Source organism: Kluyvera genomosp. 2, assembly GCF_036759865.1.
In the GTDB taxonomy this organism is placed as follows: Bacteria; Pseudomonadota; Gammaproteobacteria; order Enterobacterales; family Enterobacteriaceae; genus Kluyvera; species Kluyvera ascorbata_B.
In genome coordinates, this window is sequence record NZ_JAPKIA010000002.1 from 303,758 (window position 1) to 328,209 (window position 24,452).

Consider the following 24,452-nt stretch of genomic DNA (forward strand, 5'->3'; position numbering starts at 1 on the left):
TCCCTGAAGTTAATTAACGTTTTCCGCTGTGTAGCCAGAACGGCTCAACCGACAGTGCCTCATTGCGGAAATGTTCAATTTCAATATGCTGGCGCGTTTCGATAGCGTGACGCAGGCCCTGCCAGTTCGCCAGCCAGTTAGCCGCCTGTTCGAGGGGATAATACCCAGCCAGCAGTTGAACGGTGTTGATGCCGCGCGTCAGACGCGGCAGCTGGTCGCCATAGGCATCACCCAGCGGGTAAGCGAAGGTGGTGCGCAACTCGGCGGCCTGACGTGAAAGGTGGATATCGGCAAAACGTTTAAAGGAGTCGGCCAGTTTGGCTTCGGCTTTTGCGTCGAGGAACGCCTGCCAGCCACGGGTCACCAACCACTCGGTGTAGGCCAGCTTGGTCAACGCAGTTTCACGGCTGAAAACGACATCCTGCGCGGAGGCATTGCTTGCCATCAGCGCATCAACCTGGGTCAACCCGTCGCGCAGGCTCGCGCTGGCTTTGCGCGGCACGATGCCGCCAAACAGCGTCAGAATATGACGCACCAGCCCCAAAGCGTTAACCACCTCGATCTTCGCTTTCTTATTGCCCCGCAGCCACAGCTCTTCGTGGTACTGCCAGTGGGCCAGCGCATTTTCCAGCGCGGCCTCCATCGCCTGCCCTACCGTCGATTTCGGCGGCAGGGTTAAAATCGCCAGCGGCTGAATCGGACGCTCCAGGTTGCCCTGCGCCAGGTGGTAGCCACGCGCGGCTTTGCTCAGGCTGCCCTGACGCAGCAGGCCGGTCTCAGCCAGCTGTTTCGCCAGCGCCAGCACGTCGGCAGTTTCACCGCTCAGCAGTTCCAGCTCCAGCTCGCAAATCGCTTCCTGGTGCTCGCCCGCTTTCACTTCCCCCTGATCCAGCGCGATCTCAATCCGGCTTCCGCCCTGCATAACCACCCACTTTTCACGATAAAAATCTGTGCTAAACAGCGGGTTAACCTGCGCGGCCAGCCCTTCAGGCATTTCACCGTTCGGCCAGACTTCCGCCGGCAGCTTATCAAGCGCCAGCTCAGGGGTGTCGATAGCGATATTGTATTCCGGACGCTGATGCAGCCCGCCGACGGTACGCCCGGCGATTTTCAGCGTCATTTCATAACGGCCGTTATCGCCGCGAATGCGCAGCCCCATATCATGGCGACGCAGCCAGTTATCCGCAGTTTCGTAATAAATATTCAGCAGTTGCCCCGGCGGGGTGTGCTCTGCGTTAAGGGTATGAAGGTGGTTGCGCAGCGTTTCAACGCCAGCGTCATCGACGATAAATTTGAGTTCGATTTCTTGAGCCATGACTGAATTCTTATGGTTTCGTTGCCGGAAAATACCTTTAGGGCGAACTTACAGGTATTCTTTTTGTCAGTAGATAGTATTTTGCGACAAATTGCCATGCAATGCGCAATTTGTCAGGCCAGCTGCTGATGACATTTTTTCCTCCTGGAGGATTCTGATTGCCGCAGAATGCTTTGCGTCGTCAGACTGTTGCCACTACTATCGTTCCACTTTTATGACAAAAACGATGATCTGATGCCAAAATTACGCTTAATTGCCATTACTTTACTTGCACTTACCGCTTCAACCGTCGCTCACGCCGATGAAAAGCGTTACGTTTCTGATGAACTGAACACCTGGGTTCGCAGCGGCCCGGGCGATAACTATCGCCTGGCGGGGACCGTCAACGCGGGTGAAGAAGTGACCCTGCTACAGACCAACGAAAACACCCAATATGGCCAGGTGCGCGACAGCAACGGCCGCACCGCATGGATTCCCCTCAAAGAGCTGACCGCGACGCCGAGCCTGCGCACCCGCGTGCCGGATCTGGAAAATCAGGTAAAAACCCTGACCGACAAGCTGAACAACATCGACACCACCTGGAACCAGCGTACGGCAGAAATGCAGAAAAAGGTCGCTGAGAGCGATGGTGTGATTAACGGCCTGAAAAACGAAAATCAGAAGCTGAAAAACGAGCTTATCGTGGCGCAGAAAAAAGTGAATGCCGCCAATCTGCAGCTTGACGATAAGCAGCGCACCATCATCATGCAGTGGTTTATGTATGGCGGCGGCGTGCTAGGTATCGGCCTGCTTCTTGGCCTGGTGCTGCCGCACATCATTCCAAGCCGCAAGCGTAAAGATCGCTGGATGAACTAAGCCAACTCGCCTTAAGTCGACTTCTTTCGTATTATCAGAAGGAAATTGACGAGGAGAAGCGTGGCGTGAAGAGTTATCTGGTCGGCGGAGCGGTTCGGGATGGGTTATTAGGCCTACCGATCAAAGATAAAGATTGGGTCGTGGTCGGTGCCACGCCGCAGCAAATGCTGGATGCAGGCTATCAACAGGTAGGCCGTGATTTCCCTGTTTTCTTGCATCCCGAAAGCCACGAAGAGTATGCGCTGGCGCGCACCGAGCGTAAATCCGGCTCCGGCTATACGGGTTTTACCTGCTACGCTGCACCGGACGTTACGCTTGAACAGGATCTGCTGCGCCGCGACCTCACCGTTAACGCGCTCGCTCAGGATGCCGACGGCACGATCATCGATCCGTACGGCGGCCAGCGCGATCTTCAGCAGCGCATTCTGCGCCACGTTTCACCCGCCTTCTCTGAAGACCCGCTGCGCGTCCTGCGCGTGGCGCGTTTTGCCGCACGCTATGCACATCTGAGCTTCCGTATTGCCGACGAAACCCTCGCGCTGATGCGTGCGATGGCCGACGCTGGCGAGCTGGCGCACCTGACGCCGGAGCGCGTCTGGAAAGAGACCGAGAGCGCACTCTCCACCCGCAACCCGCAGGTGTTCTTCCAGACGCTGCGCGACTGCGGCGCGTTAAAGGTGCTGTTCCCGGAAATTGACGCGCTGTTTGGCGTCCCGGCACCGGAGAAATGGCACCCGGAAATTGACACCGGCGTCCACACGCTGATGACCGTCTCTATGGCAGCCATGCTGAGCCCGGATATCGACGTCCGTTTCGCCACCCTGTGCCACGATTTAGGCAAAGGGCTGACGCCTAAAGAATTCTGGCCTCGCCATCACGGCCACGGCCCGGCGGGCGTCAAGCTGGTCGAACAGCTGTGCCAGCGTCTGAAAGTGCCGAATGACATGCGCGAGCTGGCGAAGCTGGTTGCCGAGTTCCACGATTTAATTCACACCCTACCCATCCTCCAACCGAAAACGCTGGTGAAACTGTTTGATGCCATCGACGCCTGGCGTAAACCGCAGCGCGTAGAGCAAATCGCGCTGACCAGCGAGGCGGACGTGCGCGGGCGCACCCGTTTTGAGGCCTGTGATTACCCGCAGGGGCGCCTGCTGCGCGAGGCCTGGGCCGTTGCCAAAAGCGTAGGGAACAAAGAGGTGATTGAGGCCGGATTTAAAGGCCCGGCAATCCGCGAGGAGCTGACGCGACGCCGCATTCAGGCGGTCGCAAACTGGAAGGAAAAGCGTTGCCCCCAGCCGAAAGACTGAGGGCGCGTCTTCAGAAGAAGACCACGTACACGGCGGCCGCCACAATAAAGCGGTAGATGGCGAACGGAATAAACGAAATACGTTTAATCAGCTGCAGGAAGGTCTTGATGGCCACCAGCGCCACCAGGAACGCCATCACAAAACCGACGGCGAACATCGGAATATCGCCTGCGGTCAGGAAGTGCCAGCTCTTGTAGAGATCCAGCACGGTGGCGCCCATCATCATGGGCACCGCCAGCAGGAACGAGAACTCGGACGCCGCGTAGCGGCTCACGCCGACCAGCATACCGCCGGAAATGGTCGCTCCGGAGCGAGAGAAGCCCGGCCACAGCGCCAGACACTGGAAGCAGCCAATCATAAACGCCTGGCGATAGGTCATGTCGTCAACGCCAACCGCGCGCGGATTTTTCGGCTTCAGGCATTCGGCAGCAATCAACAGCAGGCCGCCAACCACCAGCGCATACATCACGTTAATGGGGTTAAACAGCGATTTAATAGCGTCGTGGAACACCAGTCCCAGCACCACTGCCGGCACCATCCCCAGCAGAATATGAATGAGCGACAGGCGACCTGTACCATTACCCTCGTGCACCGGAGGGCGACCGAAGTGGATGCCAATCAGACCAAACAGGCGGCGCCAGAACATGACCACCACCGCGAGGATCGACCCCAACTGGATCACCACCTCAAACGTCTTTGCCGTATCCCCTTCAAAGCCCAGCAGGTGGCCAACGATAATCATATGGCCGGTGCTGGAAACGGGCAGAAATTCCGTCAATCCTTCGACCACACCCAGAATGGCCGCTACCAGCAGCGAGTGTATATCGCTCATTAAATAAACCCTTAAAAAGTAACCAATAAAATAAACCCGGCACTAAGACCGGTATAAATCACTTTGGTTTAAGTTATATGACGAATAATAAGATTAATTAGGATTATGGCCACGCTGGATGATAACGCCAACGTTAGCCGCTCGCGCCACCGCGCCCGGCTTGCTGACCTTAATACGCACCCACGGTGAGCGGAAACGCGCCATCAGCAGGTCGGCGACCTCCTCAGCCACGCGCTCCACCAGCGCAAAACGGCTGCCTTCCACGTGTTTCACTACCGCCTCGCTGATATCAGCATAGCTCAGGCAATCTTCCACGTTATCGCTGGCGGCGGCTTTACGGTTATCCCAGCCTAATTCGATATCGAACACCAGCTTCTGTTCAATGGTTTGTTCCCAGTCATAAACACCGATAGTGGTGATTACCGAAAGTTGCTCTATAAATACAATATCCATCACGACCTGCTTGGTTTTAGGCTAAACCGGATACCACTTCCGGCGAATTATGCGTATTATCCACAGATGCAGAGAATACTTCGACATTTTCACAATGGAACAGCGTTATGAGTGCAATCGAGCCTGGAATGATCCTCCTTGCCTACCTTTGCGGCTCAATTTCCAGCGCCATTTTGGTCTGCCGCATTGCGGGGTTACCTGACCCGCGCACCAGTGGTTCCGGCAATCCCGGAGCCACAAATGTGCTGCGCGTCGGCGGTAAAGGTGCTGCCGTAGCCGTCCTGGTTTTCGACATCCTGAAAGGGATGCTGCCCGTCTGGGGTGCCTATGCCCTGGGCTTATCCCCCTTCTGGCTTGGGCTGGTGGCGATTGCCGCCTGTCTGGGCCATATCTGGCCGGTATTCTTCCACTTTCAGGGTGGAAAAGGCGTCGCTACCGCGTTTGGTGCCATTGCGCCTATCGGCTGGGATCTCACCGGCGTGATGGCCGGCACCTGGTTACTGACGATTTTATTAAGCGGCTACTCATCGCTGGGCGCCATCGTCAGCGCGCTGGTTGCGCCGTTCTACGTCTGGTGGTTTAAGCCCCAGTACACTTTCCCTGTCTCTATGCTTTCCTGCCTGATCTTACTGCGTCACCATGACAACATTCAGCGTTTATGGCGACGCCAGGAAACCAAAGTCTGGGCGCGATTTAAAAAACGTAAGCCAAAAGACGCCGAATAGCCGACATAAAAAAGCCCTCCTGTTACAGAGGGCTTTTTTTCATCGTGATGACCATGACTCAGGCCGCAGGCAGCTCAGCCAGCGGCCAGCGCGGACGGACGGTCACGCCCAGCGACGCGTTCACGCCGGTTTTCAAGCGCACCATTCCGGCATAGGCAATCATCGCGCCGTTGTCGGTACAAAATTCAGGGCGCGCATAAAACACTTCGCCACCGCGTTTGTGCATCATTTCCGCCAGCTTCGCGCGCAGCGTGCGGTTGGCGCTCACGCCGCCAGCCATCACCAGGCGCTTGAAGCCGGTTTGATCCAGCGCACGTCGGCATTTGATCATCAGCGTATCCACCACCGCATCTTCAAATGCACGGGCAATATCGGCTCGCGTTTGATCGTCGTTACCGTTATTACGAATGGTATTGGCCGCAAAGGTTTTCAGACCAGAGAAGCTAAAATCCAGCCCCGGACGGTCGGTCATCGGGCGCGGGAAGACAAAGCGCCCTTCTGTTCCCTGTGAGGCCAGCTTCGACAGCATTGGGCCACCGGGATAATCCAGGCCGAGCAGCTTGGCGGTTTTGTCAAAGGCTTCCCCTGCCGCATCGTCAATCGACTCGCCCAGCAGCGCGTATTGACCGATGCCGGTCACGCTAATCAGCTGCGTGTGTCCGCCAGAGACCAGCAGCGCAACGAACGGGTATTCCGGCGGGTTGTCTTCCAGCATCGGCGCCAGCAGATGCCCTTCCATATGGTGTACCGGAATTGCCGGCACGTTCCAGGCGAACGCCAGCGAACGGCCAACCGTTGCGCCAACCAGCAGCGCGCCAACCAGACCCGGACCGGCGGTATAGGCCACCGCATCGATATCTTTGGCCGTCAGATTCGCTTCTTGTAATGCCGCCTGAATCAGGGGAACCGTTTTACGCACGTGGTCGCGCGAGGCCAGCTCAGGCACCACGCCACCGTAGTCAGCGTGCAATTTCACCTGACTATACAGCTGGTTGGCTAAGAGACCTTTTTCGTCGTCATAAATCGCGATGCCGGTTTCATCGCAGGATGTTTCAATACCCAGTACACGCATGGCTAAATTTACCTCGTTTCAATACCGCGCAGTGTAGGGCCAATGCCGGTTGATGTAAAACTTTGTTCGCCCCTGGAGTTCCGCTCGTGTATACTCCCTGTCCTTATAAAAGTCCCTCTCAAAATCGCGTCGGTGCTTTACAAAGCAGCAGCAATTGCAGTAAAATTCCGCACCATTTTGAAATAAGCTGGCGTTGATGCCAGCGGCAAACCGAATTTATTAAAGGTGAGAGTTACATGCCGGTAATTAAAGTACGTGAAAACGAGCCGTTCGACGTAGCACTGCGTCGCTTCAAGCGTTCCTGTGAAAAAGCGGGTGTTCTGGCGGAAGTTCGTCGTCGTGAGTTCTATGAAAAACCGACTACCGAACGTAAGCGCGCTAAAGCTTCTGCAGTGAAACGTCACGCGAAGAAACTGGCTCGCGAAAACGCACGCCGTACTCGTCTGTACTAATCTGTTGAGAGCATCGGCTCTCAGGTTGCAGACCGAGTTGTAGTTGCAAGGCCGTGCTTCCGAAAGGAATGCGCGGCTTGTTTTCGTTTATAAGTCTTCAAATAAACGGGGCCTATGGCTGGACGAATCCCACGCGTATTTATTAATGATCTGCTGGCTCGCACCGACATCATCGATCTGATCGATGCACGGGTGAAGCTAAAAAAGCAGGGCAAAAATTACCATGCGTGCTGTCCGTTCCATAACGAGAAAACCCCCTCTTTCACCGTCAACGGTGATAAGCAGTTTTACCACTGCTTTGGCTGCGGCGCGCACGGCAATGCCATCGACTTTTTAATGAACTACGACAAGCTCGAGTTCGTTGAAACCGTTGAAGAACTGGCGGCCATGCACAATCTTGAAGTGCCGTATGAAGCCGGAACAGGCCTTAGCCAGATAGAGCGTCATCAGCGCCAGAATCTCTATCAGCTAATGGAAGGGTTAAATGATTTTTATCAGCAATCCTTCGCCCAACCCATTGCCGAGCCAGCACGCCAGTATCTGGAGCAACGCGGCCTGAGTGCCGAGATTGTCCAGCAGTTTGCTATTGGTTTTGCACCGCCGGGCTGGGATAACGCCTTAAAACGTTTCGGGGGTAATGTCGACAACAGAAAGCTGTTGCTCGATGCCGGAATGCTGGTCAATAACGACCAGGGAAGAACCTACGACCGTTTCCGCAATCGCGTGATGTTCCCGATTCGCGACAAACGAGGCCGGGTAATAGGTTTTGGTGGCCGCGTACTCGGTAACGATACGCCGAAATACCTGAACTCCCCGGAAACCGATATTTTCCATAAGGGTCGCCAGCTGTATGGCCTTTATGAAGCCCAGCAGCATAACGCTGAACCACCGCGGCTGCTGGTTGTCGAAGGATATATGGATGTCGTCGCGCTGGCGCAATACGGTATTAACTACGCCGTGGCCTCGCTGGGTACGTCGACCACTGCTGACCACATCCATATGTTATTCCGTGCGACAAACAACGTGATTTGCTGCTACGACGGCGACCGTGCCGGCCGCGACGCCGCCTGGCGCGCGCTGGAAACCGCCATGCCGTACATGACCGACGGTCGTCAGCTACGCTTTATGTTTCTACCCGAAGGTGAAGACCCGGATACGCTGGTACGCAAAGAAGGTAAAGAGGCTTTTGAAGCACGGATGGAGCACGCACAGCCGCTCTCCGTCTTCTTATTTAACAACCTCTTACCACAGGTTGACCTGAGTACGCCGGACGGCAGTACCCAGCTCGCCGCGCTGGCGCTGCCGTTGATAAGCCAGGTCCCGGGCGACGCGCACCGTATTCAGCTGCGCCAGACGCTGGGCCTGAAGCTCGGCATCTTCGACGATGCGGCGCTTGATCGTTTAATGCCAAAACAGGCAGAAAGTGGCGTGGTACGCCCGCCTCAGCAGATAAAACAGACGCCTATGCGTATACTTATAGGGCTACTGGTGCAAAACCCGAATCTTGCACCGCTCGTCCCTCCTATGCATGGGCTCGCGCAGGCAAAGCTGCCGGGGCTCAACCTGTTCACCGAGCTGGTGAACCTGTGTGTTGCGCAACCGGGCCTGACGACCGGCCAGCTGTTGGAGAACTATCGCGGAGCAAGTGAATACGCAACACTTGAAAAACTCTCAACCTGGAACGATATAAAGGATGAGAACGTTGAAAAAATGTTCACCGACACGCTAAACCGAATTTTTGATTCAATGCTTGAACAGCGACAGGAAGAGTTGATAGCTCGCGATCGCACGCACGGTTTGAGCAGTGAAGAGCGCAGGGAATTCTGGGAAATCAGACAGGCCCTGGAAAAAAAATGAATTTAACGGCTTAACTGCCGAATACCTATCGGGAAGCCCCCGACAGCCGCCCGAGGCGCAGCGGCACGAATATAAGTACGCCCTCGCTTTAAATGTCGGCGGTTCGTTCGCCGACCGACACCAATCAAATGAATTAAGTGTGGATACCGTCTTATGGAGCAAAACCCGCAGTCACAGCTCAAGCTTCTTGTCCAACGTGGTAAGGAGCAAGGCTATCTGACCTATGCCGAGGTCAATGACCATCTGCCGGAAGATATCGTCGATTCAGATCAGATCGAAGACATCATCCAAATGATCAACGACATGGGTATTCAGGTGATGGAAGAAGCACCGGATGCCGATGATCTGTTGCTGGCTGAAACCTCCAACAACACTGATGAAGACGCTGAAGAAGCGGCTGCACAGGTTCTGTCCAGCGTGGAATCTGAAATCGGGCGTACGACCGACCCGGTGCGCATGTACATGCGCGAAATGGGTACCGTAGAGCTGCTGACCCGCGAAGGCGAAATCGACATCGCCAAACGTATTGAAGACGGGATCAACCAGGTACAGTGCTCCGTTGCCGAATACCCGGAAGCGATCACCTATCTGCTGGAACAGTACGATCGCGTTGAAGCGGAAGAAGCCCGTCTGTCCGACCTGATCACCGGTTTCGTCGATCCGAATGCCGAAGAAGATATGGCACCGACCGCTACGCACGTTGGCTCCGAGCTGTCTCAGGAAGAGATGGACGACGACGATGAAGACGAAGACGAAGACAGCGACGACAACAGCGACGACGACAACAGCATCGACCCCGAGCTGGCGCGTGAGAAATTCGCCGAGCTGCGTACTCAGTACGAAGTGACGCGCGACACGATCAAAGCCAAAGGCCGCAGCCACGCTGCCGCTCAGGAAGAGATCCTGAAGCTGTCCGAAGTGTTCAAGCAGTTCCGTCTGGTACCGAAACAGTTCGACTACCTGGTCAACAGCATGCGTACCATGATGGACCGCGTGCGTACCCAGGAACGTATCATCATGAAGATGTGCGTTGAACAGTGCAAAATGCCGAAGAAAAACTTCATCACGCTGTTCACCGGCAACGAAACCAGCGAAACCTGGTTCAACGCGGCTATCGCAATGAACAAACCGTGGTCTGAAAAGCTGCACGACGTAAAAGAAGACGTTATGCGCAGCCTGCAGAAACTGCAGCAGATTGAAGAAGAAACCGGCCTGACCATCGAGCAGGTTAAAGATATCAACCGTCGTATGTCCATCGGTGAAGCGAAAGCCCGCCGTGCGAAAAAAGAGATGGTTGAAGCGAACTTACGTCTGGTTATCTCTATCGCCAAAAAATACACCAACCGTGGCCTGCAGTTCCTGGATCTGATTCAGGAAGGTAACATCGGTCTGATGAAAGCGGTTGATAAGTTTGAATACCGTCGTGGTTACAAGTTCTCCACCTATGCAACCTGGTGGATCCGTCAGGCGATCACCCGTTCTATCGCGGATCAGGCGCGTACCATCCGTATCCCGGTACATATGATTGAGACCATCAACAAGCTCAACCGTATCTCCCGCCAGATGCTGCAAGAGATGGGCCGCGAGCCGACGCCGGAAGAGCTGGCTGAACGCATGCTGATGCCGGAAGATAAGATCCGTAAAGTGCTGAAGATCGCTAAAGAGCCTATCTCCATGGAAACGCCGATCGGCGACGATGAAGATTCGCATCTGGGTGATTTCATCGAGGATACCACCCTCGAGCTGCCGCTGGACTCTGCGACCACCGAGAGCCTGCGTGCCGCCACGCACGACGTTCTGGCCGGCCTGACCGCCCGTGAAGCGAAAGTCCTGCGTATGCGTTTCGGTATCGATATGAACACCGACCACACGCTGGAAGAAGTGGGTAAACAGTTCGACGTGACCCGCGAACGTATCCGTCAGATCGAAGCGAAAGCGCTGCGTAAGCTGCGCCACCCGAGCCGCTCTGAAGTGCTGCGTAGCTTCCTGGACGATTAATCGCCCGGGTAAAATGCAAAAAAGCTCCCTTTTGGGAGCTTTTTTTTGCCTGTTAAGCGCGGAACATTCCCCGGCGGCGCTGCGCCTGGCCGGGCGACTCTGGCCTGTACGCCGCCATCCGGCAATCTGCACAGGCTCTGCCGGATGGCGCTTCGCTTATCCAGCCTACAAGCCTCGCACCTTCAACGCCACGTCCAGTTCCTGATACGCCTCTACCAATTTATCCAGCGTAATCCGGCTCAATCCACTCGGATTTGGTAATACCCACACTTCGGTATCGCCAATCATGTACGTCTGCTTGCCCCACGTCGCCCCGCGCTGCCCTAAGCCGCGTTCAAAGGCCTGCTTACCCAGAACGGCTAATGCAGCAGGTTTGTAGTGCTCAACTTTCTCAATCAGCGCCAGCCCGCCGCTGCGTAACTCCTGCACGCTGACCTCACTCGCCTGCACCGTCGGGCGTTCAACCAGCTTGGTCACGCCACAGCGAAATTCCAGCATCTGCTCCGCCTCTTCCGGCTTTAGCTGGCGTTCGGTAAACCCCGCCAGATGTAGCACCTTCCAGAAACGGTTTGCCGGGTGCGCAAAGGGGTAGCCCAGTGAGGAAGACGACAGCCCCGGGTTAATACCGCAGAACAGCACCCGCAGCCCCGAATCAATAATGTCCTTAACCATAATATCCTCGACTAATACATCGTGAGACGAGTATAACGAATTGAAAATGCATTGTTTATAAAAACAGCATGTGCGCGCTTAACGCTGGATTGGTGGCCGCTGTTACATTATAATCGTCGGCTACCTGGCCCCTTAGCTCAGTGGTTAGAGCAGGCGACTCATAATCGCTTGGTCGTTGGTTCAAACCCAACAGGGGCCACCAGATAAAACAAGGACTTGCGAGAAATCACAAGTCCTTTTTGTTTTATTAAGGCTACTTATAGGCTACTTTTTTCGATTATCACTGATTATTTAAACAGCAAAAAACCTGCATGAATTCACTCTCATCTTTAAAAATGTAAAGATAATCTCTAAATAAAAAGTCACGAATTCTTTGATTAACATCTGTCGACTGAAAAATGATCAAAAAAGTTATCACACCCCACGCATTATACAATGCTGCTCGCAAACCAGCGTCAATCCTGACTTGAGGGGGTATAACCCTGAATGTATTTTAGGTATACCAAATGTGATAAAAACACGAACAAAGCCAGCGTTCATGCTGGCTTGCCCGTGTATACACGCATTCTGTTATAAATCGTATCCTCCCTGATCGCTGTAGTTGCTTCGGGCGCGGGATGCCAGTTGCCGCTGTTTCGCTTCAATGCGTTTCATCACTTCATCAGCAAGGTCTGCAGAGCTTTGGCCTGGTAATTGATGAATATGAATCTCGACTTTCCCTATAGAAGAACTCTGGACAGGTGCAACAACCGGAGGCGATGGCGGCTTTTTATACTCCGATTTTGGCAGACTGTACGGATGCATTGGCTTTGCTTCTGCAGGCACAGATGCGACACCCATAACGCCAGCGACGACTGTAGCCAGAAGCATATGACGCGCAGGCAACCCACTACCCGAAAAACCAGTATTATTTTTCAGGATATTAGCCGGATTTATCGACGCGGCGAGCTGTGCCAGCTCAGCAGTGCGTCTCCGGCTGGTTACTTTTGCCGGACCGTTCACAATCTCAGGTCCGTTCTCTCCCACAATGCCAAACTGACCGCGAGGAATAACGCCTCCATTGTCATACATCCCGGCGAACGGAACCGAAGCAGGCGCACTGCCAGACACCTGTAATTGCGCTTTACCCGTTATTTTATTGTTTCCCGTCATCCAGTCGGGCAGATAATCGGTGACGGAGGAAAGTTTGTTTTTGAGTGCCTCCCATCTGGCATTAATTCCATTGAGAATACTGTCAATAATGGCGCTGCCCATGTCCTGAAATTTCGCAGGAAGCGCGGCAACATCAGCCAGGATCGAATTCCATTTATCGCTGATTGATTGCCTGATACCGGCCCATGCCTCAGTAACGCCAGATTTTATTGCATCCCAATTTTTAGCGATTAATCCCGGCAGGGTATAATTAAAGAACAGCGATTTAATTCCTTCCCACGCAGTGCTGGCCTTTTCTTTGATCCAGTCCCATGCCGCACCTGTGGCATTACATACGGCATCCCACATGGCTTTAAACTTTGGTCCCAGCGTATCCCAGTTCCGCCAGATATAAACAGCACCAGCGGCGATCAGCCCAATGACCGCCAGTATAGGGTTTGCAAACATCAAACGGCCCAGCCATAACACGGAGCTGCCCACTGCTCTGACTGCATTACCAATAAGGCCAAATGCAGATGAAAATTTTAGCCCCAGCACGCCTGCACTCATTCGCACAACTGCCATCGGCCCCAGCACAGAAGCCAGCGCAAGCGAGACAACCCCTGCACCAGTGGCAACAACCGCAAATCCTGCCGCCAGTTTAAACAGCGCAGAAGTCAGTTGCGGGTGTCGCTTAACAAAACCATCCAGACGTGACGCCAGCGCCCCCAGCCAGTCAGCCAGTTTCTTTAATGCCGGGGCAACTGTTTCACCAATGCTTGCCATAGCATTGGTGAAGGAGCCGGTAGCGGCTTCCCATTTATTGCCCAGGGTATTCAGGGACGCATCGACGCGTTCCCGCAGTGAAGCCTGATTTTCAAGTTTGGCGGCAGTTTCACGATAGCCATTAATACCTTTTTCAATCATGGTGTTAAGGACTTTCATGACTTCCGCATCATTACCGAACAGCTCCTTAATCGTTGCCATCCGGGTTTCATCGTTGAGCTTACTAAGCTTTTCCAGCTGGGCGTACATATTTTCCAGCCCGCCGAATCCACCTTTCCCATTGGAAAAATTGAAGTTGATGCCGGTGCCTTTCAGATCGTCGTTTACTGACTGAATATTTTTTGAATCCAGCGCTGCCTGGAAAATTTTTCGGTAAGCATTACCTGCGGACTCACCAGCCATCCCGCTCTGATCAGCCATCACCAGCAACGGAGCAAAAGTTTTTGCTGCCTCAATACCCTTTTGATTAATAATGCTCATGGCGCTGCTGATATTAGAAAATCCCTGCAGCATATTCCCGGAGTCAACACCGGCATAAAAACCCTTCTGGATCAAATCCATCAGGCCCATCATGTCTTTTTCTGAGGTCTGTGTTGCATCCTGCAGTTTTGCGGCAAACTCAGCCGCAGCAGTGGGAGCCATCTGCAACTGCACCCCCAGATACGCCGCCGATTCCCCCAGCCCGCCAAGAATGACCTGTGCTGACATACCCTGACGACGCAGCATTGTCATCATGTTCTGGAAATCTGCAGTGGTTCCCGGCAGCCTGTCTCCAAGCGCTACCGCCAGCTGGTTAATTTTCTCAAATTCAGGTGCGACCTTTCCGCCCGGCCCCATCATTGAACCGGCGAGCTGATTAGCGGCATTTTCAGATTCAGAATAGGCTTTCACCGGCGCAAGCAACGTCATACCTGTCGCCATGCCCGCAGCCACAGCACCGGCTCCATTTCCGGCAAGTTTATTTCTCAGATCATAGGTTTTATCTGCTCTTGCCCGGATCGCATTCAGCTTTTGCTGGCGTTCTCCTGCTTCCCGCAGTCGGCGCTCCTGCTCTGCCAGTTGCCGGTTGTATCGCTCAGTTTCGCGGGTGATACGCGAGGTTTCCCGCGCTCCGCCGCCTGCAGACAGCCCCAGCCGGTAGAGTTCAGCTCTGGCTGCCGCCATCTGCCGGGTTTCCTGCTGCTGCTTTTGCTCCAGAGTCGATACAGCACGCCACTGCGCTTCAAGCGCCTGTGTTTGCTTTTTGGTTGGTGACTCCAGTGACGACATTTCGCGCGTTAACATCTGCGCCCGCAGCCTCGTCTGGTCCAGTTCTGCGCTGGTCCGGCTGAGACTTTGGGTGAGATTATCAAAGGACTGCAGACGGGCACCGGCGTCAGTCAGATTTTTAATCTGCTCACGGGTTTGTCGAATTGCAGATGCCAGCTCTTTAGAGCCAGCCTGGGCATTTTTGAAGGGGCGGGTCATTTTATCCACCGCCCCCAGCACGACCTGCAGACGCAGGTTATTATTACTCATCGCTGACTCCGCTTCTCACGATCGCTTTATGCCGCCATTCCAGAACCTCAGTCAGCGGCATGACGTCAGTGATGGACGGCGACCAGTGAAAGATGGTGGCAATATCTGCCACCAAATCATCAACCATCAGGCTGGCAGGGAACCCGACAACACCGATTTCGGCAGCAAAAAAGCCACAACCTCCAGCGCCAGCGCTGAAAGATCGGCAGGGTCCAGCTCCGCCATCTCCTGCTGGGTCAGCGCCGGAGTCGAGATACGCGGGATCACCGTCATCATTGCGGTAACGTCCATCTCCATAATCGCGTGCAGGCGGAGGCCTCTCAGCGCCCCGGACTGTGGTTTACGCAACACGATTTCAGTAATGGCTGTGTCACCACGTTTAACTGGCGTATCCAGAACAACAGTGGTTTCATTTTTAGCGGTAACAGTTTCGCTCATAATACGATCCTCAATGGCTGTCAATGTGCTGGCAGTGTATCGTGTTCAGCACAACCATTCGGGGTTGGGGTATTGTTCCGCTGACCATACAACTGCAGCGGCGGACAGCCAGCCGGAGAACGTACTTTCCCCCCTCAGCGCGCGCAGCCCCGCCCGCCTGCCCGCTTCGCTTAACAGACTGGTTTTCATGCACCCCGTAAATCGCCTCAGAAGCCGCCACACAAGGGCTTTTACGTCAAAAATGGTGCATGAGACTCATGCGTTTTCATGCGCCATAGACATGCACTCATGCGCCCTCAGGCCAGCCAGGGAAAAGGCGTAAAAAATCCCGGTACTGGACCGGGATTATGTGGGCGTTTTTTGTTAATCAGACCGGGATTTGCTGACGGCTTGACAGCTTTGACGCGGAGCCATAGCGATTGAGCGTTTGCTGTTGTTTTTCCGGCATTTGTGCCTTGTCTGATTCCTGTTCATTGCGCCGGGGCTTCATAATTATCGTATCCACACTCTCCAGTGCCGTAAACGTGCAGGAACATTCCAGATTCTGACACTGATACCATGAGCGTTTAACCGACGGCGCTTCATAGGCGGCGGTTCTGGCATGTGCCACCGTGCCGCATTCGGGACATTTAAGTGCCATTAATATCACTCCTGTATATCGTTAATGTCATTCAGGCGTTGCTGAAAGCGAAGATGTTGTGCCGGGGTATAAGAACGCTGACAATCACGGCTCATCAGGGGGTCTGGCATCACACCAGATTCATCCAGAATCTCACGATAATCCCCGGCAATTTCAGGCGGGGTGATTGCCAGCTGGTGAGCCAGGGCACTGCGTAACATACGGGACGCAACTTCCAGCCCTCCGCGCCCCTTAAGAAACGGAGCCAGCGCAGATGCAAGGGCCGCTCCGTTCGCCTGCATAAAATTGCTGAGAGCGTCTTCTGTGCAGGCTTCCATCAGTAAATGCTGCGAGTAAATACACTCACGCGCAGCACAGTTAATTTGCCATTTCAGCACATCCAGACGTTCCCGCTGTAATTGGAGCTGTCGGGCATAATCTGCTGGTTTTTCCGTGGCAGTGAGGAGAGATTCTATCTGTTGTTCAACGGCTTTTCGGCTCTCACTATGTCCGGCCCACAGAATACGGGCATTTCGAAAAATGGTAAGCGCCTGGGCGGGAGTGGCTCGGGTCGTCATACTGATTTCTCCTTCCCAGCCCGTTCCTGACGAACCTTCATTTTATGAATGGCTGCCGGAGAGAGTTGATTACTGAAATCCAGACGGGCCGCATAATCCGGCGCAACGCCCGCCAGTTTAAACACAGGGTCCTGTTCCGGCATCGCAGCGTTAGTAAGAGCCGGTTTGATAATATGTTTGTGAATAAAGTCTTTCAGCAGTGTGTCCGGATCATTAACTGAATGCACCACACCGACAACTGCGCTGGCTTCCCGGCCCATTGTGGATTTGAGCAGGCTCAGTGTCTGGATTAGCGCCTTACCATGCGCCTGCATAAAATCTTCCCAGATTTGTTTTGCGCGAATACTCACAAGGGTGTCGTGCGCGTGGATATACTTTCCGGCTAATTCCGCAGCCTCCTGCGGCAAAAGTGCATTTTCGCATTCCTGAGCCGCCAGCAGTTCGTCAAAATCCTCAAGCGTTTCGCGTCCCAGCGCAATTTCCGTGCGCAGCTTTTTCATTTCCTTTGAGACAACGCCCTGACTTTCACGAAACAGCGTGCGCCACTCCTCATTCAGTGCGTTCGTCGTGGCTTCCATTTCAGCCCGGCGCTGGCGGATAGTTGCAATATTATCCGCTGACGCTTTCTGCCGACGACGTGCTTCAAGCCATGCGCTTCTGGCTGTGTTCAGGGTTTCCAGCGCCCGCTGCGTGACAGCCGGAAAAGTGGAAAGGTTGTTATTCTCTGCAGTGTTGTTCATGACTTCTCCTGTCGGGTTGGTTCGTTACGTCAATTGTGTCGTGGCTGACACAAGCGCACTATCGGTGCTCAGTGTGTGGTAGCTGGCACAACGGGCGTTTGCGGTTATTCAGACGTGGCTATGAAAGCCAGCCAGATAAAAATGCCTCTGCTTCAGCCTGCTTTATGTCCCCGGTGCGGTGGAACAGGTGGAACAGGTGGAACAGCCTTGTTTTGTAAAGTATTTATAGGTACAGCACAGGTGGAACATCACGGGTAACAAGGTGGAACAGCGGATCGGGCTGGCGTTCCACCTGTTCCACCTCACTATTTCAGAAGGTGGAACAGTTTCAGCCCTTGTAAAACACGGTTGTTCCACCTGTTACACTTGTTACCCTTAATAAATAAAACTCACGCAAAGCCTTAACCCGGAACCTCGCTGTTGAAGACATAGAGCCTGCGGGGATTCATCTCTGGCGGGCGAATGTTTGTCTGCAGCTTGCCATCGGTGGAGGGCAGCAGATATCCACGATCCGCGCACAGACGTGCCACCTTGCGCGGGTCAAATCCCCGGCAGATTTCTTTCCAGCCGGATGGCATGACGTAGAACGTGGTGACGGCTTCCGTGCCCTGCGCGGTACTGCCTTTCTCCACCCTGCGCCAGCCCACCATATTGCCGGGGCGGTTACGCTCGTCGTGCCAGTCAGCAAAGCGGCTGTACTGATTCGCGGTAAAGAAACTGCGTACCTGCTCCAGTGCGGCAATATCTTCCTGATTGGCGGTGTGCCCGCGATCTTTCAGCCATGCGTTCAGGCAGACGCGGGTTGCCCGCAGCGCTTCACCCTCAGGCCAGCCGGTGATACCCAGCCGGGTTGCCAGTTCGCCCGCCATCGCCACCAGTGCAAAGCGGTTCACAGCCCGGCCCACCTGATTGCCCGCATCTTTCGGGGTCAGGGCGGCGGTATATTCCTTCATCAGTGACTTTGCCTGTGCCGTCAGTCCGTTAAGGTCAGCGGTCAGGGCTTTCAGCCACTCCCTGAACGGCGAACCGTAGTAGCTGGACGTGGCCCACTCCAGATGTTCCGCCAGAGCTTTGCCGCTGTCGAAGCCGTGCAGCTCCTCAAATACGCCAAACTTCCCGGAATCGCTGGGGATCTGGATCATCCTGACTTCCATCCCGGCAAAGGTACGCTCTCCGGCTTTTGCCGCATGTTCAGTCAGTGACAGCTCGCCGGTTGAAAAGAACAGCAGCCGCCACTGCTTACGGGTGCGCAGCTCACCGTCCGTACCGGCACGGCCCTTGCCCTGACCATTTGCCAGCATGTAGGCGATATTGCCTGCCTCGCGTCCGTCCACCTCCCGGATCTCATCGAGCATCATGGCGGCATCGTTGCGGCGGCTGGCGCATCCCTCCAACGCGTTGCCGGTTGCCCGCCACGTCTGCCAGTAGTCAGGCCCGCCGCAGACAGAGGTTGCCGCTTTCATGGTGGTGGTCTTACCGTCCGTCGATTCCCCCTTAAGGTGGTAGCCGCCGCCGTCCATACCAACCAGCCGTAACAGTGGTGCAGCAAAAGCCAGACTGACGGCAAACGCCACGCGGGAGTTGCCGGTGCAGTAGCGGGATACGTGCTCCCGCCATTCCTCTGTTGTGCCCGACACGCGGAAATCGCGCCCCTGCACGGAAGTGGTCTGGAGAATGACACTTTCCGCACCTTCACCGCTGACCTCATCCTGCAGGACGTAAACCTGACCATGCCAGCCGGTGCGGCTGACGCAGGTCACGCGGCGTTCCGGTTTACACAGCGAGATATATTCCATCAGGCGGGCGCGGGCCTCACCGGTGGTGCTGATATAGGACAGCCCGTTAACCAGCAGTACCCGGCGCAGCTCCTCACCGCTGCCGCTCAGCATTTCCATCGGCATCGCCCAGCGGCGGCGCTCACCCCACGTATCTTCCCACTCCAGCAGTCGTCCGAAGTTACCGCCATCGGCATCGCAGGTGATTGCCGTCACGCGCAGCGGGTTGCATATTTTGACGTTCTGGATCTCCGTCTCACCGTTGCGCTGTACCTGTTTTTCATACCAGAGATATTCCTGGGTAAGACGGAACCCGTGCGGCAGCTGCGTGCGGCCCTCCCCGCACAGCACCAGACCGTTACGAAAGGCTTCACGGGCACGGGTTATACCGTGCTCACGATGGAAGTCATTCCAGTCGGCCTTAATCTCTCCCGGTGGCAGCGTCATCCAGCCGCCAACGGCTTTTGCCGCACGTTCAGCAAAGGATCTGCCGGGATTCTCGCCCCCGTCCTGAAAATCGTTATCACCGGCGATGATAATTTTTACCTCAGGCCAGCGTGCCCGCAGCGCCTGTGCGACGTTGGGCAGGTTGCCCGCAGATATGGCAGCAACTACGTACCCGGCAGTGAGCTGACTTACCGTCAGCGCCGTGGCGTAACCTTCGGTAATCACCACCTGTACTGGCGGTTCAGACGGTAACGGGCTGAGCGCCACAAACGCGCCTTTCATCGTGCTGCCGGGCAGTATGCTTTTTTCACCCGTCGGGGCGATAAGCTGCGCACCGGTCACGGCTCCGGCGTTGGTGGTGAGCGGTAACAGCAGGGAACCGGCAGGAAAATCCTTACCGCTGATATGCTGCACGCTCCCGGTCAGGGAGGCCGGGTATCCGGCAAACCCTTTTCCGGTCAGATAGGGGCTTTCTCCCGTGTGGCTCTCTTTCATCAGCGCCGCCACGGTAAGGCTCATGTCACGTTTAGAGGCTTTTTGCCTGGCAGGCTTAACAGACAGTTCCTGCACATCCGGCACATTAAGCACCTGCGCCACCTCCTGCGCGGCCTTTCTGACGCCGTAACCGGTCATGAGCTTAACCAGATCCAGACCGTCACCATTGCCGCACTGGCTGCAAATCCACGTCCCGCGCCCGTCAAGGTCATCGAGGCGAAAACGATCCTTGCCCCCACATTTCGGGCAGGGACCGTGCCTGCCGTTTTCGGGAACATCAATACGCAGCATCTGCAGAATAACGGGCCATTTCCCCTGTGCAGCCTCTGCAACCTGTGAAACTTTCTGTGTTGTCATACTTCCCCCTGATACAGCGCCGCACCCGTGCTGCAGAAGTCATCAAAGGCAGCCGGAAGCGTGCGGTACAGCTCCGCCATCACTTCACAGCCGCGTACGGTCAGCACCGGCGGCGCGGTCAGCAGTGACGGCTCCAGCATGTCAGTCAGCAGTGCCAGCGCGGCTGCGGCTCCCTGTGCTTCGCCGTACTCGTTAATCAGTGCGCACTCGATATGCAGCGCAATGGCCATTTCAATACGCTCAACCGTCAGGCAGTGCGGACCATACTGATCGCTGCCGGTTTCGTTCAGCGTTTTCTGCCGCCATGCCGACGCAATAGCCCGCCGGTACAACGCGGTAGTCATTTCTGCCGGGAAAATGGAAACCTGCGGCTGGTTCATTTGGCACCTCCTTCAATCAGTGCGCAGCTGTGCGCAATATCCGTCAAATCTGCCCGCAGGTACTCCATCAGCGCGGCGACGCCCGGCGCACAGCCTGTATCGAGCGCTCCGACCTGAGACGGGTATTCAGAAAAGAGAAGCTGGAGCAGGTCGCAGGCATTTCTTGCGCGGGTCAGCTTTCCGAAACCGTCCTCTGACAATCCATAGGCAAAAGCACCGGTATTGTGTTTTTCAGGCAAAGTGTGGCCCTGAGCACCGTTGTGCCCGTTTGAAATATTCATCGTGGATTACTCCGTTTTCAGCGGTGTTTTGTCAGAGAAATTTTGAATAGTGACTGTCGTCAGGTTCAGCAGAACGCCGTATGCTGCGCTCCCGCCAGCGGGTAAATACCACAGACGGATGCAGTATCAGCGGGCCGGAGCCACTACCGCCTGCCGGAGCTGGTGAAGGTTTAAAGAGCGGCGCATCAAACAGGCGCGTATACCGCTGTTTAAACCATGCCAGAGGACAGGAAGAAAGCTGGTTGTCGCTGTCATGACGTATCAATACTTCGCAGCTGAATTCAGGATTAACCAGCGCCACGGAGGGAGACGCTTCAATTAATCGGATGATTGTGACGGTCCAGCCACGTTCATGCTGCCAGCGTTCGCCGGGTTGCGGATAATTACGCATGTTCACCTCCGCAGGGAATGCGACCGGCAAAGCTCAGCACATAGTCCGGGGCAAGTCTGCGCCGCGCTGACCGCTCGTTATCTGCGGTGATCCTTAACATCACAGGACGGGCATTGCGTTGACTGCGGTTGATCGCAGCAAATAACCAGGTACACTTCTGTTTAGCCATCTTCGTTACCTCTTATAACGGTTGGTTAAATGCCTCTAGGGTGATTCCACGCAACCTAGAGGCATTGCAACTAGGTGTCGGACACAATGTATTTCAAGGTGTCCGACACGTCAAGTGTTGCAACTGTTCTTTTTTTGGCTATCATTGTCCGACACCTACCTTAAAGGACAAATTAATGGCGACTAAATCTATCAATGCAAAATCAAAAAGATTCGATGTGCGTGTGCCTCATGAAATAGCTGATGCTGTAGAAAAACTTAAAAATAAGGATGAAAGCACAGGCCAATTTGTCGTTGCAGCCCTAGAGGCAGAAATAAAGAAACGCCAATCTGCCATTACCCAAAAAAAATAAAATCCGTGCATGGGCATTACAATGCCCATATTAAGCATGCATTCTTTTTGTTGAGCTTATAAATTCATCTAAATCTGTACGTAAATATATTACCTTTTTCAAACCCGCTTTATAGAATGGTATACAGACTTTACCTGTACTAGCCCAATTCGCCATGGTGGCTGGTGTAACACCAATATATTCAGCAGCTTCCTTTCTTGTGAGTCGTTCTTTCAAGTGCATCGTTATCACCTCTTGTCATGCTGGTTTTGATGATTAGAACGATAAATCGAAAGTTAGCTCAGTAAAAGAATCATTAGCCAAATAGTATGATCATTATAAGAAAATAGGTATACTCATTGGCTAATGATCATTTATAAATCAATACCTTAAGATGTTATTAACTTGAAGCGTCTTGTATATGGCTCTTGAGGAATCTGACATAACTCACTACGGATATTTTGCACCCATCTCATCAATGTTTGCTTGGAAGGTGAATGCTCATGATTTGCAAAATGTACAGCCAACTTATTACTTAGCGAGTAATGTGATACATCAGGGTATTCTCCAATCGTCAAGCAAACTATTCTGTACACATCTTTATAATTTTGGTTCCTTGGTCCTCTTTTTGTAGAAACTGATTTTTCTGTGCCTTGGAAAACGTCATTATTACTATTCAAATAAGAAGATACGACTCTTCTAAACTGTGACTTATAGTAATCAAGATAAACCTTTCTTAATATTCCATCTTTCAAAATAATTAGAATATCTTCCGCTTGCGAGGTATAACCCTGCTCCTTTGAAAAAACAAACATAGATAACGCGCTCAACTCATGCTCATTAAAAGATAATGAACAATCTTTAGCTGCGAATTTTATATTATTTAACACAAAATCAAAGCCTAAAATATTACCAGAGAAATCTCTTCCTTTTGTATTTTTCAAGACCCTGTCAAAATTGAACTTTATATCTCTTTTAGATGCACTTTCAATAATAGCAAGCAACGTTTCGAATACAAAATTTGTATCGTAATGGTTAATTAATGATTGATTTACTGCATTATTAAAGCATTGAACAGTTTGAGGTGATAATATTCCTGACTGTTCTGAACACCCCATCAAAGCCTTTATAGTTTCGTTTATAAATGGCTTAACATCCAAATCAGTGTTCATTTTCTCTCCCTTAGTAATTCTTCAAGAAGCTTAGATTTATCTTCATCAGATAATTTAGATAACAACTCCTTAGTATTGATAAATGGAATTTGAATGCCAGCCTCTTGCATAATTTTCAATTCTATCCTTGCAGCTGGCTCAACTAATTCTTCGACAGGAAGACTTATATAACCAGCTGTCACATCTGAAACCCTGCCTGATTTGTGATTCATAAGCCTTTTCAAAATATAAGTTCCTACACCACTCAACTCTGCTATTGTTGCAAATGTACGCCGAGCATCATGGCAAGTGAAATTAATAGGTGGCTCACCTTCAAATTCACCTGATGCTGTAGCCATAACAATTTTATCTATAACTTTACGGGGATCGGTGATCACTCCACCTCTCAATGCAGGGAAAACAAATTTTGAGTTTTTGTTTTTAAAAGCTAGACGTCTTTCAAAAATAGCCTGTAATGTTTTAGTAATGGGTAATTCTAACGGTTCCCCATTTTTAGTTTTATCAATCCAAAAATAACCACCTGCTAAATTAACTCTTTCCCATTCAAGTCCGAATACTTCACCTCTTCGTAAACCAGTAAATAGTGCCATATCGATAGCATCACAGATAGATAATGCGTGATCATCCCTTATGTTCATAGCATGCTTTCGAACAAATTCAACGGACTTCAACCAACGACCTAAATCTTTATTACGAATACGTGTATTCTTTCTGACCAAGCCATGCCATTGCCGCTTGCTACTTAAAACTACCGTTGGTGGCTCAGGGAGTAATTTGCTACCAAGTTGATCTCTATAGTTATCATTTGCAAAATTATAAACAGCTCTTAATGCACGGCCCCAAAGATCAGCTTGAGAGCGGCTACCCTTACCTACTCCTGTTCTGAGTTTAGATAAGCGTTCCCCAAACCAAACAGTACCATCTGTAATATTTTTATGACGGTTAAATACATCGTCACGTGAGATATTTGCCATAGGCCTATCTAACCAATCACCAGAAAAGTTCTGTAATAGTCCTCGATACTGATTCGCAGTTGCCGATTTGAGTCGATGCCCACGAGTCTTGATGTACAACTCAAGAGCGTCACGCAGAGTTACATTAGAAAGACTTTCCTCACGAGATACAACATTTGGGTTTCGCCCTGTCATACCAATGTCACCAAGCTTATCCAAAGCCTTAGCTCTAGCTTGCTCAATCGTGATTTCAGGAAATCTCCCTAAGCTCGCACGAATGAATGCGCCTTTGACTTTCCTAAGGAAGGTGCGAACAAGTTCCTGATATGAGATCATCATATTCATCCGGAGCG

The 24,452-nt window shown here is 53.0% G+C and carries 26 protein-coding genes and 1 tRNA gene; 8 read left to right on the forward strand and 19 right to left on the reverse strand.

Translation table 11 applies throughout. The annotated features are described in order from the left end of the window. Positions 1-13: 13 nt before the first annotated feature. A complete protein-coding gene (locus tag V6942_RS03255; protein WP_333500807.1) occupies positions 14-1,315 on the reverse strand; it encodes an inorganic triphosphatase in 1,302 nt (433 codons plus the stop codon). 234 nt (positions 1,316-1,549) lie between these two features. Here V6942_RS03255 and V6942_RS03260 point away from each other — a divergent pair, with 234 nt between their 5' ends. Further along, positions 1,550-2,170: a TIGR04211 family SH3 domain-containing protein gene (locus tag V6942_RS03260; RefSeq protein WP_182929997.1), complete on the forward strand. Its 621-nt coding sequence runs from the start codon at positions 1,550-1,552 to the stop codon at positions 2,168-2,170. Positions 2,171-2,235: 65 nt separating this feature from the next. Continuing rightward, a complete protein-coding gene (locus tag V6942_RS03265; protein ID WP_106929619.1) occupies positions 2,236-3,477 on the forward strand; it encodes a multifunctional CCA addition/repair protein in 1,242 nt (413 codons plus the stop codon). Between the two features lie 10 nt (positions 3,478-3,487). Here V6942_RS03265 and bacA read toward each other — a convergent pair whose 3' ends face one another. Together bacA and folB are read right to left on the reverse strand one after the other, a co-directional pair. Next, on the reverse strand, positions 3,488-4,309 hold the full coding sequence (bacA, locus tag V6942_RS03270) for an undecaprenyl-diphosphate phosphatase (RefSeq protein WP_106929617.1): 822 nt from the start codon (positions 4,307-4,309) through the stop codon (positions 3,488-3,490). 93 nt (positions 4,310-4,402) lie between these two features. Further along, positions 4,403-4,762 carry a bifunctional dihydroneopterin aldolase/7,8-dihydroneopterin epimerase gene (gene folB / locus V6942_RS03275; protein WP_106929616.1) on the reverse strand — a complete coding sequence of 120 codons (360 nt, stop codon included), beginning with the start codon at positions 4,760-4,762 and terminating at the stop codon, positions 4,403-4,405. Positions 4,763-4,869: 107 nt separating this feature from the next. On the opposite strand from folB, the gene plsY reads away from it, so the two are divergent. Next, the gene (gene plsY, locus V6942_RS03280; protein ID WP_333500808.1) at positions 4,870-5,487 is read left to right on the forward strand and encodes a glycerol-3-phosphate 1-O-acyltransferase PlsY; all 618 of its coding nucleotides are present in this window, start codon (positions 4,870-4,872) and stop codon (positions 5,485-5,487) included. A 58-nt stretch (positions 5,488-5,545) separates the two neighbouring features. On the opposite strand, the gene tsaD is transcribed toward plsY, so the two are convergent. Next, positions 5,546-6,559, reverse strand: coding sequence for a tRNA (adenosine(37)-N6)-threonylcarbamoyltransferase complex transferase subunit TsaD (tsaD, locus tag V6942_RS03285; protein ID WP_106929612.1), 1,014 nt, complete (start codon positions 6,557-6,559; stop codon positions 5,546-5,548). 236 nt (positions 6,560-6,795) lie between these two features. Here tsaD and rpsU point away from each other — a divergent pair, with 236 nt between their 5' ends. The 3 genes from rpsU (at position 6,796) to rpoD (ending at position 10,866) form a co-directional block, all read left to right on the forward strand. After that, a complete protein-coding gene (rpsU, locus tag V6942_RS03290; protein WP_001144069.1) occupies positions 6,796-7,011 on the forward strand; it encodes a 30S ribosomal protein S21 in 216 nt (71 codons plus the stop codon). Positions 7,012-7,125: 114 nt separating this feature from the next. Then, on the forward strand, positions 7,126-8,868 hold the full coding sequence (gene dnaG, locus V6942_RS03295) for a DNA primase (RefSeq protein WP_106929610.1): 1,743 nt from the start codon (positions 7,126-7,128) through the stop codon (positions 8,866-8,868). A 153-nt stretch (positions 8,869-9,021) separates the two neighbouring features. Next, a complete protein-coding gene (rpoD, locus tag V6942_RS03300) occupies positions 9,022-10,866 on the forward strand; it encodes an RNA polymerase sigma factor RpoD (protein ID WP_106929608.1) in 1,845 nt (614 codons plus the stop codon). A gap of 165 nt (positions 10,867-11,031) precedes the next feature. On the opposite strand, the gene mug is transcribed toward rpoD, so the two are convergent. Beyond that, positions 11,032-11,538, reverse strand: coding sequence for a G/U mismatch-specific DNA glycosylase (mug, locus tag V6942_RS03305; RefSeq protein WP_182966987.1), 507 nt, complete (start codon positions 11,536-11,538; stop codon positions 11,032-11,034). Between the two features lie 126 nt (positions 11,539-11,664). On the opposite strand from mug, the gene V6942_RS03310 reads away from it, so the two are divergent. Continuing rightward, a tRNA-Ile gene (locus tag V6942_RS03310) sits at positions 11,665-11,740 on the forward strand. A 368-nt stretch (positions 11,741-12,108) separates the two neighbouring features. Here the strand turns inward: V6942_RS03310 and V6942_RS03315 are convergent. The 11 genes from V6942_RS03315 to V6942_RS03365 form a co-directional block, all read right to left on the reverse strand. Next, positions 12,109-14,973: a phage tail tape measure protein gene (locus V6942_RS03315; protein ID WP_205735824.1), complete on the reverse strand. Its 2,865-nt coding sequence runs from the start codon at positions 14,971-14,973 to the stop codon at positions 12,109-12,111. Continuing rightward, a complete protein-coding gene (locus tag V6942_RS03320) occupies positions 14,966-15,085 on the reverse strand; it encodes a GpE family phage tail protein (protein ID WP_048994105.1) in 120 nt (39 codons plus the stop codon). The genes V6942_RS03315 and V6942_RS03320 overlap by 8 nt, the downstream gene beginning before the upstream one ends. A 14-nt stretch (positions 15,086-15,099) precedes the next feature. Continuing rightward, the gene (locus V6942_RS03325) at positions 15,100-15,411 is read right to left on the reverse strand and encodes a phage tail assembly protein (protein ID WP_045330926.1); all 312 of its coding nucleotides are present in this window, start codon (positions 15,409-15,411) and stop codon (positions 15,100-15,102) included. A gap of 367 nt (positions 15,412-15,778) precedes the next feature. Continuing rightward, positions 15,779-16,051 (reverse strand): ogr/Delta-like zinc finger family protein, encoded by a 273-nt coding sequence (locus V6942_RS03330; RefSeq protein WP_118929376.1) that lies wholly within the window; start codon positions 16,049-16,051, stop codon positions 15,779-15,781. 5 nt (positions 16,052-16,056) lie between these two features. Next, positions 16,057-16,608 carry a phage polarity suppression protein gene (locus V6942_RS03335; protein ID WP_165473087.1) on the reverse strand — a complete coding sequence of 184 codons (552 nt, stop codon included), beginning with the start codon at positions 16,606-16,608 and terminating at the stop codon, positions 16,057-16,059. Continuing rightward, the gene (locus V6942_RS03340) at positions 16,605-17,348 is read right to left on the reverse strand and encodes a septation initiation protein (RefSeq protein ID WP_165473088.1); all 744 of its coding nucleotides are present in this window, start codon (positions 17,346-17,348) and stop codon (positions 16,605-16,607) included. The genes V6942_RS03335 and V6942_RS03340 overlap by 4 nt, the downstream gene beginning before the upstream one ends. Positions 17,349-17,749: 401 nt before the next feature. Beyond that, a complete protein-coding gene (locus V6942_RS03345; protein WP_165473089.1) occupies positions 17,750-20,422 on the reverse strand; it encodes a TOPRIM and DUF927 domain-containing protein in 2,673 nt (890 codons plus the stop codon). After that, positions 20,419-20,802, reverse strand: coding sequence for a DUF5375 family protein (locus tag V6942_RS03350; RefSeq protein WP_045330937.1), 384 nt, complete (start codon positions 20,800-20,802; stop codon positions 20,419-20,421). Before V6942_RS03350 ends, V6942_RS03345 begins: the two co-directional genes overlap by 4 nt. Then, on the reverse strand, positions 20,799-21,083 hold the full coding sequence (locus V6942_RS03355) for a hypothetical protein (protein ID WP_045330990.1): 285 nt from the start codon (positions 21,081-21,083) through the stop codon (positions 20,799-20,801). The genes V6942_RS03350 and V6942_RS03355 overlap by 4 nt, the downstream gene beginning before the upstream one ends. Positions 21,084-21,114: 31 nt before the next feature. Continuing rightward, positions 21,115-21,474 (reverse strand): hypothetical protein, encoded by a 360-nt coding sequence (locus V6942_RS03360; protein ID WP_165473090.1) that lies wholly within the window; start codon positions 21,472-21,474, stop codon positions 21,115-21,117. After that, a complete protein-coding gene (locus tag V6942_RS03365; protein ID WP_001118612.1) occupies positions 21,467-21,643 on the reverse strand; it encodes a host cell division inhibitor Icd-like protein in 177 nt (58 codons plus the stop codon). The genes V6942_RS03360 and V6942_RS03365 overlap by 8 nt, the downstream gene beginning before the upstream one ends. A 175-nt stretch (positions 21,644-21,818) precedes the next feature. On the opposite strand from V6942_RS03365, the gene V6942_RS03370 reads away from it, so the two are divergent. Next, positions 21,819-21,995 carry a YlcI/YnfO family protein gene (locus V6942_RS03370; protein ID WP_165473091.1) on the forward strand — a complete coding sequence of 59 codons (177 nt, stop codon included), beginning with the start codon at positions 21,819-21,821 and terminating at the stop codon, positions 21,993-21,995. A gap of 30 nt (positions 21,996-22,025) precedes the next feature. On the opposite strand, the gene V6942_RS03375 is transcribed toward V6942_RS03370, so the two are convergent. From V6942_RS03375 to V6942_RS03385, 3 genes are all read right to left on the reverse strand, one after another. Further along, positions 22,026-22,217, reverse strand: a complete 192-nt coding sequence (locus V6942_RS03375; protein ID WP_077064514.1) for a helix-turn-helix domain-containing protein — start codon at positions 22,215-22,217, stop codon at positions 22,026-22,028. 146 nt (positions 22,218-22,363) lie between these two features. Further along, a complete protein-coding gene (locus tag V6942_RS03380; protein ID WP_165473092.1) occupies positions 22,364-23,146 on the reverse strand; it encodes a hypothetical protein in 783 nt (260 codons plus the stop codon). Beyond that, the coding region (locus V6942_RS03385; protein ID WP_333500809.1) for a tyrosine-type recombinase/integrase at positions 23,143-24,452 on the reverse strand (1,310 nt) is incomplete at its 5' end. The genes V6942_RS03385 and V6942_RS03380, both read right to left, overlap by 4 nt.